This window comes from Prevotella sp. oral taxon 317 str. F0108 (genome assembly GCF_000162415.1).
Lineage (GTDB): Bacteria > Bacteroidota > Bacteroidia > Bacteroidales > Bacteroidaceae > Prevotella > Prevotella conceptionensis.
Window position 1 is genome coordinate 41705 of record NZ_GG740074.1, and the last position, 16994, is coordinate 58698.

General features: G+C 48.7%; 11 protein-coding genes. 9 read left to right on the forward strand and 2 right to left on the reverse strand.

The window, feature by feature from the left end; translation table 11 throughout:
- Positions 1 to 58 precede the first annotated feature (58 nt).
- From HMPREF0670_RS09675 to HMPREF0670_RS09685, 3 genes are all read left to right on the forward strand, one after another.
- On the forward strand, positions 59 to 682 hold the full coding sequence (locus HMPREF0670_RS09675; RefSeq protein ID WP_044078185.1) for a porin family protein: 624 nt from the start codon (positions 59 to 61) through the stop codon (positions 680 to 682).
- 427 nt (positions 683 to 1109) lie between these two features.
- The gene (locus HMPREF0670_RS09680; RefSeq protein ID WP_009230974.1) at positions 1110 to 2537 is read left to right on the forward strand and encodes a DUF5723 family protein; all 1428 of its coding nucleotides are present in this window, start codon (positions 1110 to 1112) and stop codon (positions 2535 to 2537) included.
- A 384-nt stretch (positions 2538 to 2921) separates the two neighbouring features.
- Entirely contained in the window at positions 2922 to 3392 is a 471-nt protein-coding gene (locus HMPREF0670_RS09685; protein ID WP_232213896.1) for a hypothetical protein, read from the forward strand.
- 1798 nt (positions 3393 to 5190) lie between these two features.
- Here the strand turns inward: HMPREF0670_RS09685 and HMPREF0670_RS09695 are convergent.
- A complete protein-coding gene (locus HMPREF0670_RS09695; RefSeq protein ID WP_009230977.1) occupies positions 5191 to 7731 on the reverse strand; it encodes an ATP-dependent Clp protease ATP-binding subunit in 2541 nt (846 codons plus the stop codon).
- A 294-nt stretch (positions 7732 to 8025) separates the two neighbouring features.
- On the opposite strand from HMPREF0670_RS09695, the gene HMPREF0670_RS09700 reads away from it, so the two are divergent.
- Positions 8026 to 8400 (forward strand): RidA family protein, encoded by a 375-nt coding sequence (locus tag HMPREF0670_RS09700; protein WP_009230978.1) that lies wholly within the window; start codon positions 8026 to 8028, stop codon positions 8398 to 8400.
- A 53-nt stretch (positions 8401 to 8453) separates the two neighbouring features.
- Positions 8454 to 9389 (forward strand): YitT family protein, encoded by a 936-nt coding sequence (locus tag HMPREF0670_RS09705; RefSeq protein WP_009230979.1) that lies wholly within the window; start codon positions 8454 to 8456, stop codon positions 9387 to 9389.
- 260 nt (positions 9390 to 9649) lie between these two features.
- Here the strand turns inward: HMPREF0670_RS09705 and HMPREF0670_RS09710 are convergent, their stop codons facing one another.
- Positions 9650 to 11305: a phosphatase PAP2 family protein gene (locus HMPREF0670_RS09710; RefSeq protein WP_083786833.1), complete on the reverse strand. Its 1656-nt coding sequence runs from the start codon at positions 11303 to 11305 to the stop codon at positions 9650 to 9652.
- Positions 11306 to 11556: 251 nt separating this feature from the next.
- Here HMPREF0670_RS09710 and purB point away from each other — a divergent pair, with 251 nt between their 5' ends.
- The 4 genes from purB (at position 11557) to asnS (ending at position 16887) form a co-directional block, all read left to right on the forward strand.
- Complete coding sequence (purB, locus tag HMPREF0670_RS09715) at positions 11557 to 12903, forward strand: adenylosuccinate lyase (protein WP_009230981.1); 1347 nt, start codon at positions 11557 to 11559, stop codon at positions 12901 to 12903.
- A gap of 193 nt (positions 12904 to 13096) precedes the next feature.
- Positions 13097 to 14638: a pseudouridine synthase gene (locus HMPREF0670_RS09720; protein ID WP_044078101.1), complete on the forward strand. Its 1542-nt coding sequence runs from the start codon at positions 13097 to 13099 to the stop codon at positions 14636 to 14638.
- Between the two features lie 125 nt (positions 14639 to 14763).
- Positions 14764 to 15144, forward strand: a complete 381-nt coding sequence (locus HMPREF0670_RS09725; RefSeq protein WP_009230983.1) for a four helix bundle protein — start codon at positions 14764 to 14766, stop codon at positions 15142 to 15144.
- Positions 15145 to 15483: 339 nt separating this feature from the next.
- Positions 15484 to 16887, forward strand: coding sequence for an asparagine--tRNA ligase (gene asnS / locus HMPREF0670_RS09730; protein WP_009230984.1), 1404 nt, complete (start codon positions 15484 to 15486; stop codon positions 16885 to 16887).
- The last annotated feature ends 107 nt before the right edge of the window (positions 16888 to 16994 follow it).

The window sequence follows — 16994 nt, forward strand, 5'->3', positions numbered from 1 at the left end:
TGCAGCCCTGCCCTAAACACACATCACCATATAAAACACCATAAAACAACAAATGAACATGAAAACACTTACAACCCTATGCCTATCGTTGCTGTTCGCCGCAACAACGTTCGCGCAAACCGAACCAGGCACATTCAGCCTGCTGCCCAAAGTGGGATTAAACCTGAGTAGCTTAACTAAGTCAAAGTTTGAGGTGGACACGAGAACTGGCTTCTGCGGAGGTCTTGAACTCAATTACCAACTTAACAAATCTTTCTCGCTCACCCTAGGTGCCCTTTACTCGCTACAAGGCTGTAAACAAACCGACAAAGATCATAAAACCACCGTGAAAATAGAATACCTCAACGTGCCTGTACTCTTCAATTTCCATATTACTAACGGCTTAGTTGCGAAGGTTGGCGTGCAACCTGGCCTTGTGCTGAGCGACAGAATACATCAGGAACGCAAAGGCGTATCAGGAGATATGTGTTTTAGAGACTATGTTAGGTCTCTTCCTGAGTATAAAAACACAAATATGCGTGACTATGATATAGCCATACCCATCGGTTTATCCTACGAGTTCAGCAACATCGTGCTTGACGCACGCTACTGCCCTGGCCTTGTTTCATTGTTCGATCACTGGGATTTGACCAACAAAAACTACACTTTCCAATTCACCGTTGGCTATAAATTTGAATTGTAGCGCAACGCGCAACGGCCAAAAGTCACAACCGAACACTTACGGGGAGATGTGCGAACAGTCACAAACAGCTGTTCGCCCATCTCCCTTGCCTTTTCCGTTTCGCACCCATTCTCGCCGCCCTATGCCCCAACCAACAGGCAAACGGCCTATGTTGCAGGTTTGCAAGCCCTTTCATAGCCAGCCTATCCATACGTTAAGCAATCAGCTCACCACACTTACTAACCTAAGAAACACAGACTCTAGGCACACATTACAAGTCCCAAAAGCCCATCTACCACACCTACAACGCACTAAAAGTCTGCACAAAGGAAGTTTGTTATTAACCTGCTTGTGCAATAATTCGTTAAACAGCTTTGTTAAATGTAAAACAAATCGTACCTTTGCAGCACAATATCAAAAGATTGATAACTTAATTCCTCGATAATAGATGAACATTAAAACAACCCCAAAAAGAAATCTGAAAGTTCTTGCAACCCTATTGTTGGGCATCGCTCCAATGGCGATGTTCGCCCAATTCAATCGCACAACATTTTTCATGGAAGGCGTAAGCTTTAAGCAACAGCTTAACCCCGCACTTGCACCTTCGCGCGGATATGTCACCGTTCCCTTCGTGGGCTCAATAAATATGGGCGTTAGTTCTAACGCCATCTCGTCTGAATATTTCTCTGACCTGCTGAACAGCTCAAAGACAGCCGACTACTTTACCACCGACAAATTCATCAACCAGCTGAAAGACAACAACCGCCTGAACATGTCGTTGGCCAGCGATTTGGCCGCTGCGGGCTGGTGGGCCGGCGATGGTTTCTGGAACGTTAACCTCAGCTTAAAGCTCGATTTGGATGCAAACGTTAAGCGCGACGTGTTCGAATTCATGCGAGCCTCGCGCGGAATGAGCGACCAATCGTGGGCCAATGCCAACCTGCACACCAATGGTATGCAGGCCAAAATCAACTCGTACATGGAGGCAGGCGTGGGCTACACAAGGCCTTTTGGCGACCGACTGGTGCTGGGAGCCAAGGTTAAGCTGCTCTTTGGCATCGCAGACATCAACATGAAGGTTGACGAAATTACCATGCAAACCAACCTGCGAGATATTGCAGCCAACCAAGACTGGTCGACAATTACCGAAGAACAGCTGCAAAAGGTTAAGGGAAAGGCCACCATCAAGGCGCGCGCAGAGGTGCAAGGCTCGATGGCGGGCTTGACTTTCGTTACGGATAACAACAAATACGTAGACAATATGGACTACAGCGGCAGCGGCGGCCTAGCCGGTTTTGGCGCGGCAGTAGACCTTGGAGCAGCCTATAAGCTTGGGCGCGACTTTACTTTGTCGGCAGCCTTGCTCGACCTGGGTTTCATTTCGTGGGGGCAGGGCAGCACCATTAAGGGCGTTTCAGACTTTAACCGCGTGTACGACTTCGACGGCGTACATGCAGGAGAGCATCGCCAGGAATTCAGAAAAACCATAGAAAGCGGCGAGATATTTAACTCGGACCTGTGGAACTTGAAGGCCGAAGAGAGCAAATCGCGCACCACTTCGCTACGCACCACAATGGTGTTGGGCGCACAATACAAGCTGCTCGAAGACAAGTTGACCGTTGGCGCGCTCTCCACCACACGCTTTGGCGAGGTAAATACGCAATCCGAACTGACCCTTGCAGGCAATTACAGCTTTAACCGCCATATCGGCATCGCCCTAAGCTACTCGATGATACAAAGCCAAGGCACGGGCCTGGGACTTGGTTTCAAGCTTGGCCCTGTTACACTGGCCACCGATTACATGTACTTCGGGCAAGATACGCGCACGATTAGCGGCATGATTGGCGTAAGTATTCCAATGGGAAACAGTCACTAAGAACGGCCTCATCGGCAAGGATGTGCGCCAAAAATAAAATTTAGAAGAAAGAGCTATGTCTTACTCTGATAATGAGTTGTGACATGGCTCTTTTGAGTATATCAGGGATAGGAGGGTATTTACCGAGTGATGAGGTTATTTTCAGGTTGATAAAGGCCGGAAAGTTGTATATAGAAATTGAGGCAGCCGCTAAACCTTCCATTACCCCAATGTCAAACCGACAAAAATTCAAGAGACAAAAAGTATAAAGACTGCATGAAAAGATTAACGTTAAATATGGTTTGCTTAACTTGCGTGTTTTGCAATTGCATTGCGCAAACAGCATCGTTGTGCATAAAAGACCATGCACAACAAAACAAGAATGAGATTATACAGCCTGACTCCATGAATGGGAAGAAAGTGCCAAGCTATCGTGTTACACAGGTTGAGAGCACGCATAGGTTGCGATGGACAGGCAAGACTTTTATTGGCAAGCACAAAGACAAGGCTAACACATGGCTTATAAAAGCTGTGATCAAAGGCATGGATGCCAAATGGTTGAGGCATTCTCTTTTGGTTACTGCAAAGGACGTATGGGTACTTAAAGACGGTGTACAGAAAGATTTTATAACCATCGTAGCCTTGAAGTCTGCCGAAAAAGGGTGGGACATTAGTGCCTTTAAAAGGGAGTATTTCTTGATAGCCGAAAGCAAAGCACCTTTGCATGCAGTTCCTTACTTTATAAACGGTAGTGTTTATGTAATCTGCCTTATCCCCTCGTCTCGAATTGTGGGTGATGAGGTGCAGCCAATTATTGACAGGAATGCTTTGTACGAGGATATGTTGAAACCTCTTTTGAATGAACCTTTCCTGTAAGGGAACGTTGAGGTAAGGTCAGGTTTAGGGCTTTTACCGAAAACTCTGCTAAAAATCAAAGTAAAGTATGGAGACAAACAATCGTGATGATATGCTCATCTACCAATCTAAAGACGGGAAGAATGAAGATAGATGTACGTTTCGAAGACGAAACAGTGTGGCTGTCTTAGGCTCAAATGTGCGAACTTTTTGGTCGAGACCGTAGCGTTATAACCAAGCACGTTAGAAATATATTTGAGGAAGAAGAGCTAGATGAAAATAGCAAGGTGCAAAAAAATGCACATTGCAAATTCAGACAAACCCGTTAAATCATAACCTCGACGTCATCTTCTCCGTTGGTCATCGTGTCAAGTTGCAGCAGGACATGCAGTGCCATATCGTTGTCAATCAACAATTAACGAAATTAACTAACCCACTAACTTACCAACTAAACAACTTACAAAACTCATCAACTTACCAACTAACAAACTCAACAACCTACCAGCTTACAACCTTAACAACTCACCAACTTACCAACTGCACAACTTATCAAAACTCATAAACTCACCAACTTATACCCTTAACAACTCACAAACTTACCAACTGCACAACTTATCAACTCATAAACTCACCAACTACAAACTCACAAGCTTACCAACTTATAAACCCACAAACTCACCAACTTCCCAATTAAAGCAACTTACAAACCCATCAACTCATCAACTTACAATCTTAAAAATATTTTACAAAACACACCCTATTCTCCACCCCCTTCTAGAAAGATTTAAGGGCAAAAAGCTAGAAAATGGCCGTAAATTGCCGCCTTGGGCATTTCGTATTATGTCCATTTTTAAGAACAACACCTGCATTTAGCACCATTTTGCCTTTCTATTTTGTTGTTGACTCGTCTTTTTTTCATGCCCAACAACCTGTTTTTAGCCACCCAAAAACGCGCCTAAAAGTACCTTTTTGCCCATATTCGGTACCCATTTTCAACCCAAATAGAACATTTTTGCCTCTGCATACAATGTATATTAATACATATCGACTCGCGTTTTGATGCTAAATGCCTTGCGTTTTGATGCAAAATGCACTGCGTTTTGGTGCTAATTGCACTGCGTTTTGGTGCTAATTGCACTGCGTTTTGGTGCTAATTGCACTGCGTTTTGGTGCTAATTGCACTGCGTTTTGGTGCTAATTGCACTGCGTTTTGGTGCAAAATACACTGCATTTTGGTGCTAATTGCAGTCCATTTAGCTGCAAATCGCAGTTTTTGCGCATCAAATGGCACAACAATCTGTATAATTTGCACATTTATGCAAAACAAAATGGCCGTGTCTGTATTTATACCCCACCCCCTTTTTGCACCAAATAAACCTTCGCGAGAATCGATTTTTTCGGGCCGAAGGGCAGTTTGTGGGCAAAAAAGGCACTCATAATGTTAAAATTCTTACTGAAAAGCTGACAAAAGATGGGCGGTTGACGAGATATTCAGTTGACGAGTTGACGAGTTGACAAGTTAACGAGAGGCTTAGTTGACGAGATTGGTAGTTAACGAATTAACGAGTTAAGAAGTGGACTTGCTTATTGGAATGGCTGCTAGCCATACGGCTAGCAAGAATGGTATTTATCGTTATCCCGAGCTAACGCACATAGCATAGCATCATCATTTGCCACGACTTACTTCCATCTGGCCACACGTGCAACCAAGCATCATAAAAAAGCGGGGACATCATGGCTAGTGCATGATGTCCCCGTTAAGCTTTAAAAGAGCGGGCTACAATGACCACAACACAGGCCGAAACCTGCATTGGAGGGTTTAGGATGCAACCACTTCTTTAACCAAAAGTTCTTCTTTGTCGGGGCACTTGTCTATAACGATGGTGCCACCAAGGGCCAATTCGTCTGAGAGAATGCGTTCGGCCAGCAAGTCTTCGATGTACGTTTGAATGGCTCGCTTTAAGGGACGCGCACCAAACTGCACGTCGTAGCCCTTCGATGCAACGTAACTCTTGGCCTCAGTCGTTATTTCCAGGTGGTAGCCCAGGTCTTCAACGCGCTTGTAAAGCCCCTTCAACTCGATGTCGACAATGCGATTGATGGCGTTGAGGTCTAGTTGGTCGAAGGTGATAATCTCGTCAAGACGGTTTAAGAACTCAGGCGCGAACTGCTTGCTAAGGTTCTTTTGGATAATCGAGCGGGCATACTCCTTGTCTTTCTCGTTCATGTTAAGCCCCAAGGCGCCACCTGTGTTAAAGCCTACGCCACGTCCAAACTCTTTCAGCTGGCGTGTTCCGGCGTTCGAAGTCATGATGATAACCGTGTTGCGGAAGTCTACCAAGCGGCCGTTTCCATCGGTAAGGCGCCCCTCGTCAAGCACTTGCAGCAACAGGTTGAACACATTTCCGTGCGCTTTCTCAATTTCATCGAGCAGTACAATGGAGTAAGGTTTGCGGCGAACACGCTCTGTTAGCTGTCCGCCCTCTTCGTAGCCCACGTATCCCGGAGGCGCACCCACCAAGCGCGACACATTAAAGCTCTCGGTGTACTCGCTCATATCTACACGTATAAGGGCATCGTCGCTGCCGAACATAAACTGCGCCAACTTCTTGGCCAAATAGGTTTTGCCCACGCCAGTGGGGCCAAGGAACATGAAAACACCAATGGGATGGTTGGGTTCTTTCAGTCCAACGCGGTTGCGCAGAATGGCCTTAGTCATCTTTTCGATAGCTGCATCTTGCGCCACAACCGCCTGTTTCAGTTCGTTGGCCATGCCTTTGAGCCTTACGCCTTCGGTTTCTGCCATCCGTTGCACGGGCACACCCGTCATGATCGACACAACTTCGGCCACCTCTTTCTCGGTTACGGGCTGGCGATTGTCGTTGTCGCCAAACGCCCAAGCGTAGTTCAGTGCCTCCAATTCCTTTTCCAGTCGCAGTTGCATGTCGCGGTAGTTGGCGGCCAATTCGTAGTTTTGGTTCACCACGGCGTTTTGCTTTTTCAGCTTCGCCTCGTCCAATTCTTTCTCCTTTTCGATGATGGCCGGCGGCACTTCCACGTGTTGCAAGTGCACTTTTGCGCCCACTTCGTCGAGCGCATCAATGGCTTTGTCGGGGAAAGCCCTATCTGTGACATAGCGTTCTGTCAGTTTGACACAGGCGCGCAAAGCGTCTTCGGTGTATGCCACGTGATGATGACGCTCGTACCTATCCTTAATGTTCTCTAAGATTTGCAAGGTTTCGTCGGCCGTTGTGGGTTCGACAATCACCTTTTGGAAACGTCTTTCCAACGCGCCGTCTTTCTCGATGCTGTTGCGATACTCGTCTAACGTGGTGGCTCCAACGCATTGTATGGTGCCACGGGCCAACGCCGGTTTCATGATGTTGGCGGCATCCATGCTGCCAGGCGTGCTTCCTGCGCCGATGATGGTGTGTATCTCGTCGATGAAAACGATGATGTCGGGGTTGTTCTCTATTTCTTTGAGCAATCCGCGAATACGCTCTTCAAACTGTCCGCGATACTTCGTTCCGGCCACCATACCCGCCATATCCAGGCTCACAATGCGCTTGTTAAAGAGCACGGGCGACGTTTTGCGCTTGGCGATGAGCTGCGCAAGCCCCTCGACGATGGCACTTTTGCCCACACCCGGTTCGCCAATGATGATGGGATTGTTCTTTTTACGGCGACTGAGAATTTCGGTAACGCGCAAAATTTCGCGTTCTCGACCCACCACGGGGTCGAGGTTATCCTCCATTGCGGCCTGGGTAAGGTCGGTAGAAAAGCTGTCGAGGATGGGCGTTTTGCCGTTTCCCTTAGCCGTTTGCGTAGCTTGCGCACGTTCGTTGCGTTGTGCGCCGCTGTTGCCTGGCATGGGTTCGTCTTCCTCGTCGTCGGAAAGTCCGAGGCTATCTTGCGATGGCATAGCCCGCTTTTGCAGGTAAGCCAAGGTGTCTTCGTAGTTCAAGTTGTTGCTTTCTAGCACCTGTTTGGCGGCATTGTCCACGCGGTCGTGCAGCATAGCCAACAAAAGGTGCTGCACATCCACGGTTTGCGTGTTTTGTATGCGTGCCTCCAACACGGCCAATTTCAGGATGTTGTTCGCCATTTCGTTAAGGGCCACCTCGTTGTTGGGCATGGGTACATGCTGTGCATGCGCCTTAGCCAACTCTTCCAGTTGCAAGCGCATGGCTTCGATGTCGGTGTTCTGCCGTTCGAAGAGTTCGTTTACAGGGCCGCCACTTCCTCTTAAGATGCCCAGCAGCAAATGTTCGGGCCCCACAACGTTGCTGGCCAGCCGCGTTGCCTCTTGGCGACTGAAGGCCAGAACCTCTGAAACCCTGGGTGAAAATTGGCTTTTCATATACTTTATTCCTCCTGTATTTTCGTTTAATAATTACTTAGTTGCCGTTAAGGCGCATTGATTGATGCCTTATCGGGCAACCCTATTGTAGAATGGCAAACACCGTGCCAAAATGCGATTGCGGCCTATGTGGCTTGCCATTGCCCACGGGGTGCATCCTCTCTCATGCAAATATAGTGAAAAAAGCGCAATTTACAACACGCCGAACAAATAAAAAACACAAACAGGGGCAAACTTGCCCACGTCAAGTTTTATTATTATATTTGCACGCAATTACAGAAACAATCAACACAAATGAAAGCAATCAACACAGAAAAAGCACCCAAGGCCATCGGCCCTTACAGTCAAGCCATCGAGGCTAACGGCTTTGTTTTCGCCTCAGGCCAACTCCCCGTAGACGTAACGACGGGCGAATTTGTGCCGGGCGGCGTGAAAGAACAAACCCGCCAATCGCTTACCAATGCGCGAAACGTGCTGCAAGCGGCAGGCACCGACCTGAACAACGTGGTTAAGACCACCGTTTTCCTTTCGGACATGGCCAACTTCGCCGAGATGAATGAAGTGTATGCCGAGTTTTTCTCGCAGCCTTTCCCTGCCCGTTCGGCCGTGGCCGTGAAGGCATTGCCGAAGGGCGCCTTGGTAGAAGTAGAGTGCATAGCCGCCAAATAAAGGGCAAAACGTAAAAGCGCACACAAACAAAACCTTTCACAACTTACCGCATAATGACAGCTGTAAACCAAAAAGCCATATATCGGGAACTTACCGACTACGTGATGATTGGCATCGGCATGGCTTTCTATAGCTTGGGTTGGGTGGCCTTTTACCTGCCCAACCACATCACCACAGGTGGTGTGGCCGGTCTTTCGTCCATCATCTTTTGGGGTACGCACACCCCCGTGCAGTTCACCTACTTTGGCATGAACCTGATACTTCTTGCCATTGCCCTGAAAGTTTTGGGCTTTAAGTTTTGCTTGAAAACCATCTATGGCGTAACGATGATGACGATGTTCGTTGGGTTGTTCCGCCAACTCTTCCCCCATCCCACCATCCTTCGCGACGAGCCTTTCATGGCCTGCATCATCGGGTCGTGCTTCTGCGGTATCGGTTTGGGCTTTGGACTGTCTTATCATGGCAGTTCGGGTGGGTCGGACATCGTTGCGGCCATCATCAACAAGTATCGCGACATTTCTCTTGGACGCGTTATCTTGCTGGTAGACATGATTATCGTAAGCCTTAGCTACTTGGTTTTGAAGAGTTGGGAGCAAGTTATCTATGGCTATGTGGGACTTATCGTGGTGTCGTTTGTGCTCGACCAAGTGGTGAATATGGGCAAACGCTCGGTTCAGTTTCTCATCATTTCCGAACGTTACGAAGAGATTTGCCAACGCATAACGAGCACCCCACCCCACCGCGGATGCACCATCATCGATGCCACGGGCTATTATTCGGGTAATCATCTCAAGCTGGTGGTTCTTGTGACCAAACAACGTGAGGCATCGCAAGTGTACAGTATGATTGACGAAATAGACCCGCACGCCTTTGTTACGCAATCGTCGGTGAGCGGCGTTTATGGAAATGGATTTGACAAGTTCAAGGTTAAGCGTAGCAAAAAACGGGTGGACGGTGCGCCAAAGGCTAACGCCACGCCTGCTGTGTAATACAACCGCATTACACAAGCAAACCACAACGCATAAGCAAAGAAAATGCATCATTTGAGAGATTTCTCACTTATGACGACCGCATTATATAAAAGGTGTGGTGCGCCATGAGTGAAAAATCTCTCAATTTTGTTTGCTGACGAGAGGACGAAGTGACGAGAGGGCTGCCCTGCGACAAAGAAGAAATGCGACAAAGCCTATACAATAAGGCTCCCGAAAAAAAGCGGTTGGTGGCCAACTGCTTAATCTTTACCACGCATTTAAAACGAAATACAAAACGCCGTACCGACACTTAGTTGCAACAGTTTCTTCTTTATGCGCTCGGTAATCACCTCGTTGGGCAGGTTCTTTGCATCGGGAAACTCGTGTTGTTTCCATTCCGAAGGGTTCAACGTCAAGGTAAACGTGTTGAACGAATAATTCAGATTGAGGAACGCGCGCCAGCTGTAAGCCTGCTTGTAGGCCACGGTGAACGACATGCCTGTGCCTAAACGCAGGGCCTTGTTGCCTTGGATGGTGAGGAAGTCCCATTCGGTGGTGTACTTTTGCTGCGTATCGGTGTAACTTTCAGGTGTTCCGCTCTTCACCGTCCCTTCCTTCATGGCGCGCACCGAGATGCCCTTAAAGATGTTGCGCCCAACGGTAAACTGTCCGCCCAAAGACATGCGAGGCGCAAAAGGCCATGCCAAATAAAGTCCCAAAGAGGAACAAAGTTCGTTTAGGCCTGTGCGTAAGAAGTCAAACGTAACGCCTTCGGGGAGGTTTGCCGTGGCAGAGGGTCGCCTAAACGGCTTGTCGAGGTGCTTAACATGATGTCCAACCAGTTGCCACGAGGTACCAACACCGATATAGGGATTAAAGAAATAGGCGGCCTCCACGCCCACCATCGCCCCTGTTCCAAACTGCATAAGGAACGGAACATCGCCCAATGTAGGCTTAAAGCTGTCGGGCGTGCGAAGTCGTTGCTGCCCTAGAATTCCGCTCATTCGTATGGAGAAAAACGAAGGGTGCGTGCTTAGGTCCACCAGGTTGTGCTTTTCGGGAGCAACCAATCCTTTTTTCTTAAACAACAAGTCGCTCAGCGCATAGGCCAACTCGGTAGACATGATGCCGATACCCGCCCCACAAAACACGTCGCTCATCCAATGGCGGTTGTTAAGCATGCGCATCACCCCCGTGGCAGTGGCCAGGCCATACCCCGCAAAGCTGTACCACGGGCTTACCGTGAGCCCATACTCCTTGTGAAGGATGGTTGCAGCCACGAAAGCCGTTGCCGTGTGTCCCGAGGGAAACGAGTTACGCGTGCTGTTGTCGGGGCGCATTTGGTTGACGGTGAACTTAATGGTGTTCACGATGGCAGCCATGATGGCAAACGACATGGCACTACTAGCCAAATAACGAACGGCGGAACTTTTGCCCCGAACACCCATTACCTGCAAGCCCGTGGCTAAGGCAAAGGGTGCGAACTGCACATAATCGTCGACCGACGACTTGAATTCGGGCACAAACTCTTTGTGCAAGTAGTACACGCGGTGGCGTTCGCCCCTGCCCAACACGCCTGCAAGGATGAGCGGAAGGCCCACATAGGTTAAGCTTCGGTCGAACCGAGGGTAGTCTTGGCGATGCAAGGCCGTGTCCGTAGGGTTTGTTTCGGGTTGCATGGCAGGCAGGGGTTGTGCCCAAAGGACCGAGTCCGCCACCTCGTTCTTTACGCTTACGCTATCTTCAGACATGGCAACTCGTTCCACCTCGCCGTCTTCGGCGGCAACGCGGATGGCGAACAACAAAAAGAGGACTACCCAAACGCACTGGACAATGCGCCAATGCCAAGCAAAGAAAGGCTCTGCTTGCTTGTTTTCCTGTGTTCGGCTATGTTCGTTTACATGTAGAGTTGAACTGTTTTTTGATGTCAGCATAGTGATTACGTGGTGATTGTTGGTACGGCCTTCTCGACCTGTTGCACGCAAAGATAGCAAAAAATCCACTTTCAACAAAGCCTTTATTGCAAAAAGATGGCACCAACGAGCAAGCCAACGGCCTGCCCTCAACGGGCGCAAGGCACTTTTTTACCAAAAAAGTTCACTACAAGACACATTTTAATATATAAAACATGGAAGTGTCAATTTATTGTGGTAAATTTGCAATTCAATTAGTACGATAAAGTTATATGAGTCTTAACATGCTTACAGCCATCTCGCCTATCGATGGCCGTTATCGCGGTAAAACCGAACCGTTAGCCAACTACTTCTCGGAATATGCCCTTATCCGCTATCGCGTAAGGGTTGAAATAGAATATTTTATCGCCCTTTGTGAGCTGCCTTTGCCGCAATTGGCCGGTGTGGGCAGCGAGCGTTTCGACCAACTACGCAACATATACCGCACTTTCGACGAGGCTAAGGCACAGCGTGTTAAAGACATCGAGAAGGTAACGAACCACGACGTGAAGGCCGTGGAGTATTTCATTAAGGAAGAATTCGATGCCATTGGCGGCTTGGAACCTTACAAGGAGTTCATCCACTTTGGGCTAACTTCGCAAGACATCAATAACACCAGCGTGCCACTTTCGCTGAAAGAGGCACTCGAAGAATGTTATTATCCGCTGCTGGAAGAACTGATTGGGCAGCTAAACAAATATGCCGAAGCGTGGAAAGACGTGCCCATGTTGGCTAAAACGCACGGCCAGCCAGCATCGCCCACACGTCTTGGCAAAGAGATTGGCGTGTTTGCCTATCGTTTGGAAGAGCAGTTGGCGCAGCTTAAAGCCTGCAAGATGTCGGCTAAGTTTGGCGGAGCCACGGGCAACTACAATGCCCACCACGTGGCTTACCCACAAATAGACTGGCGCGAGTTTGGCAACCGTTTCGTCAGCGATAAGCTAGGACTGGTGCGCGAGCAGCTAACCACGCAGATAAGCAACTACGACAACATGGGCGCAGCATTCGATGCCATGCGCCGCATCAACACAATAGTGCTCGATTTGGACCGCGACTTCTGGATGTACATATCTATGGACTACTTCAAACAGAAGATAAAGGCGGGCGAAGTGGGTTCGAGCGCGATGCCGCACAAGGTTAATCCCATCGACTTTGAGAACAGTGAGGGCAACCTAGGGCTGGCAAACGCCGTGTTACAGTTCTTGGCACAGAAGCTGCCTGTTAGTCGTTTGCAACGCGATCTCACCGACTCTACCGTGCTACGCAACGTGGGCGTGCCAATGGGGCATGCACTCATCGCCTTCCAAAGCACACTTAAAGGGCTTGGCAAGCTCATTCTCAACGAAGAAAAGCTAGCCGAAGACTTGGAGAACACATGGGCGGTGGTGGCCGAGGCCATACAAACCATCTTGCGCAGAGAGGCTTACCCCAACCCCTACGAGGCGTTGAAAGCCCTAACACGCACGAACGAGAAGATGACGGAACGCACCATTCACGACTTTGTTAATCAGCTGGACGTAAACGAAGACGTGAAGAAAGAGCTGCTCGCCATTAATCCCTGCAACTATACAGGGGTGTAAGCAGGGCAGCTAAGAAACAAGAGAACAAGATGAGTGATAAAAGAAAGCCAGTAAACCTATAAACGCATTAACTCGTAAACTGGTCAACTGGTTAACTCGTAAACTAAGTATTATAAACCTAACTAAACTATAAATTAAAAGAATTAAAAGTAAAGTATTAACGCAACCGTGAGGTTAAAAAAGAATTAAAATTATGGAATCAGAAATGGAAAAGACCCCTCAAGACACGTCGAAAGGACAGCAAGAGGAAAGCCGTGAAGGCTACAACGCAGGTGGAAGCTATTCCCGAACCTATGGAAATGCCGGTGCAAGAACGCAAAGGCCACGAATTCACACCCAACGCGCTTACAGTACCGACCGCAGAAGTAGCGGCGGAGAAGACGAAGGAGCGTTCCGTCCCGAAGGATTTGGAGCCAACTTGCAAACCGGCGCAGCACCACAACAAAGGCAATACCGCCCTCGTTACAACAATTACAACAACGAAGGTGGCGGCTATCAGCAACGCAGCAGCTACAACAGCAACAACCGCAGCGGATACCAACAACGTCAAGAAGGCGGATACCGTTCGCGTTACAACAACGCACAAGAGGGCGAGGGCGGCTACCAACAGCGCGCCAACTACCAACCTAGGCAAGAGGGCGGCTACCGTCCACGCCAAGAAGGCAGCTACCAAGCCAACCAAGAAGGTGGTTACCAGCAGCGTTCCAACTACCAACCACGTCAAGAAGGAGGCTATCGTCCACGTTATAACAACGAGGAAGGCGGCTATCAGCAACGCGGCGGCTACCAGCAACGCTCGTACAACAACAATAACAATCGCGGCGGATATCAACAACGCGGCGGATATCAGCAACGCGGCGGCTACCAACAAGGCGGTTATCAACAACGCGGCGGCTATCAGCAACGCGGCGGTTACCAACAAGGCAACTATCGCCAACGCACGCCCGACTACGATCCAAATGCAAAATACAGCTTGAAAAAGCGTATAGAATATAAGGAAGAGAACATCGACCCCAACGAGCCACTGCGCTTGAACAAGTTCTTAGCCAACGCCGGCGTATGCAGCAGGCGCGAGGCCGACCAGTTCATTCAGTCGGGTATGGTGAAGGTTAACGGCAATGTTGTTACCGAATTGGGTACGAAGGTACTTCGTTCAGACGAGATTATCTTCCACGACCAGCCCGTAACGCTCGAAAAGAAAGTGTACGTGCTGATTAACAAGCCCAAGGATTACGTTACAACCAGCGACGACCCACAACAACGCAAGACGGTGATGGACCTCGTTAAGGGCGTTTGTCCTGAGCGTATCTACCCCGTTGGCCGACTCGACCGCAACACAACGGGTGTGCTGCTGCTCACCAACGACGGCGACTTGGCCAGTAAGTTGGCTCATCCCAAGTTCTTGAAGAAGAAGGTGTACCACGTGTTCCTCGACAAGGAAGTTACCGAACACGACTTGCAACAGATTGCAACAGGCGTTACGCTCGACGACGGCGAAGTGCATGCAGATGCCATCGAGTATGCCAACGACAAGGACAAGACACAAGTGGGAATTGAAATCCACAGCGGAAAGAACCGCATCGTGCGCCGTATATTCGAAAGCTTAGGCTATCGCGTGGTGCGCCTTGACCGCGTTCAATTCGCCGGACTCACCAAGAAGAACCTCAAACGTGGCGACTGGCGTTTCCTTACCGAGAAGGAAGTAGACATGCTGAGAATGGGGGCTTTTGAATAATAAACATAGGAGTTAAGGAGTTAAGGAGTTAAGGAGTTAAGCCAAATGCTTTTGTTGTGCTGGCTAAACTCTTTATCGCCTGGCTTCTTAACAACTTAGCTTATGATATTAAGGCGTTAAGTCGTATGCAAACAAAACGCTTCCAAGAACTTGTCGCTTGGCAGAAGGCACATGCGTTTGTACTTGCTGTCTATCAACTGAGTAGCCATTTCCCTGCCCATGAACGTTTCGGACTTTGCTCGCAGTTTCAACGAGCAGCGGTATCCATACCCGCTAATATAGCTGAGGGATATAGGAAATTGGGGATAGCCGATAAATTGCGGTTCTTGAATATTGCGCAAGGTAGTTTGGAAGAATGCAGGTACTACGTTCTTTTGTCAAAAGACTTAGGCTACATCGACAGCAACACGTACGAAACAATGGCTATACAGATAGAGGAAGTAAGTAAAGTACTTAATGGATATTGTCGAGGAATACTGAATAACTCTCATGGCAATGAACTGTAAAAGCTTTATTTAGTAGGCCTTTTCCATGGTAATATGTGTAAGGCATAACTCAACATCTTAGTTAATGAAGGAATATAGACAGATAAAGGAGTAAGAAATAAAAAGTCGAGAATAAGACGGAGTGAAAAAAATGGCTGCGCCGTCAAAGCATTTGGCTTAACTCCTTAACTCCTTAACTCCTTTAACTCCTAATGGTGAAAAGGTGAAAAATGGCTAACGCCTTTAAAAGGCGAAAAGCGGAAAAGCATTTGGCTTAACTCCTTAACTCCATAACTCCTTTAACTACTCAACTTAACTCCTTAACTCCATTACTCCTTAACTCCTAACAAAAAAACATCAATGGAAAAAACTCGTAGAACAAAGATTGTAGACGTTCTTCAACGTACTGACTTCGGCTCAGAGGTCAACGTGAAGGGCTGGGTACGAACTCACCGCAGCAGTAAGGTGGTAGATTTCATCGCCTTAAACGACGGTTCTACCATCAACAACGTACAAATAGTTGTCGACCCAACAAAGTTCGACACCGAATTACTTAAACAAATAACCACCGGCGCATGCGTAAGCGCAACGGGCAAGCTGGTGGAAAGCCAAGGCCAAGGCCAAAACTCGGAAATTCAATGCACCGAGTTGCAACTCTTGGGCGGCTGCGGCAGCGACTATCCCATGCAAAAGAAGGGCCAAACCTTCGAGTATATGCGCCAGCACGCACACCTCCGCTTGCGCACCAACACCTTCGGAGCCGTTATGCGCATACGCCACAACATGGCCATTGCCATTCACCAATACTTTCACGAGCATGGTTTCTTCTACTTCCACACGCCCATCATCACCGCTAGCGATGCCGAAGGGGCAGGCGAAATGTTCCAGGTTACAACGAAAAAACTGGACGACTTGAAGAAAGACGAGGACGGAAAGGTTAACTATAACGACGACTTCTTCGGCAAGATGACTAGCCTTACCGTGAGCGGACAGCTTGAAGGCGAGCTTGGAGCAACGGCCTTGGGGCAGATTTACACCTTCGGGCCAACCTTCCGAGCCGAAAACAGCAACACGCCACGCCACCTTGCAGAGTTCTGGATGATTGAACCCGAAATGGCTTTCATCGACCTTGACGACCTGATGGACACCGAAGAAGACTTCATTAAGTATTGTGTGCACTGGGCATTAGACAATTGCAAGGACGACCTTGCGTTCCTCAACAAGATGATAGACAACACACTGATTGAACGTTTGCAGGGTGTTGTGAGCGAAGAGTTCGTTCGACTTGACTACACCGAGGGCATAAACATCCTCGAAGAGGCCGTAAAAGCCGGTAAAAAGTTCGAGTTCCCCGTTAGCTGGGGCATGGACTTGGCCAGCGAACACGAACGTTTCTTGGTTGAAGAGCACTTCAAAAAGCCTGTCATCATGACCCACTACCCCAAGGGTATCAAGGCTTTCTACATGAAATTAGACGAAGATGGCCGCACGGTGCAAGGCACCGACGTGCTGTTCCCGCAAATAGGCGAAATCATTGGCGGTAGTGTTCGCGAAGAAAACTACGACAAGTTGGTGGCTCAAATCGAAGAACGCCACATCCCCATGAAGGACATGTGGTGGTATCTAGACACACGTCGCTTTGGTTCATGCCCCCACGGAGGTTTCGGTTTGGGTTTCGAAAGGCTCATCCTCTTCGTTACCGGCATGCAAAACATTCGCGACGTCATCCCCTTCCCACGCACGCCGAAGTCGGCAGAGTTCTAACAACGCCGTTGCGAAAGGGATAAACCAATCCGCATACCGATAGAAAGGCAAGAAAGAAACTAGCTCCACGCCCCCAAAAGGGCAGCGCGCAGGCTCTCTCTTGCCTT

What these genes read in the sequence shown, in the direction of transcription:
- HMPREF0670_RS09705 (WP_009230979.1), top strand. Translation starts at nt 8,454, where the DNA reads ATGACAGCTGTAAACCAAAAAGCCATATATCGGGAACTTACCGACTAC.
- HMPREF0670_RS09700 (WP_009230978.1), top strand. Translation starts at nt 8,026, where the DNA reads ATGAAAGCAATCAACACAGAAAAAGCACCCAAGGCCATCGGCCCTTAC.
- purB (WP_009230981.1), top strand. Translation starts at nt 11,557, where the DNA reads ATGAGTCTTAACATGCTTACAGCCATCTCGCCTATCGATGGCCGTTAT.
- HMPREF0670_RS09720 (WP_044078101.1), top strand. Translation starts at nt 13,097, where the DNA reads ATGGAATCAGAAATGGAAAAGACCCCTCAAGACACGTCGAAAGGACAG.
- HMPREF0670_RS09685 (WP_232213896.1), top strand. Translation starts at nt 2,922, where the DNA reads ATGAATGGGAAGAAAGTGCCAAGCTATCGTGTTACACAGGTTGAGAGC.
- HMPREF0670_RS09675 (WP_044078185.1), top strand. Translation starts at nt 59, where the DNA reads ATGAAAACACTTACAACCCTATGCCTATCGTTGCTGTTCGCCGCAACA.
- HMPREF0670_RS09695 (WP_009230977.1), bottom strand. Translation starts at nt 7,731, where the DNA reads ATGAAAAGCCAATTTTCACCCAGGGTTTCAGAGGTTCTGGCCTTCAGT.
- asnS (WP_009230984.1), top strand. Translation starts at nt 15,484, where the DNA reads ATGGAAAAAACTCGTAGAACAAAGATTGTAGACGTTCTTCAACGTACT.
- HMPREF0670_RS09725 (WP_009230983.1), top strand. Translation starts at nt 14,764, where the DNA reads ATGCAAACAAAACGCTTCCAAGAACTTGTCGCTTGGCAGAAGGCACAT.
- HMPREF0670_RS09710 (WP_083786833.1), bottom strand. Translation starts at nt 11,305, where the DNA reads ATGCTGACATCAAAAAACAGTTCAACTCTACATGTAAACGAACATAGC.
- HMPREF0670_RS09680 (WP_009230974.1), top strand. Translation starts at nt 1,110, where the DNA reads ATGAACATTAAAACAACCCCAAAAAGAAATCTGAAAGTTCTTGCAACC.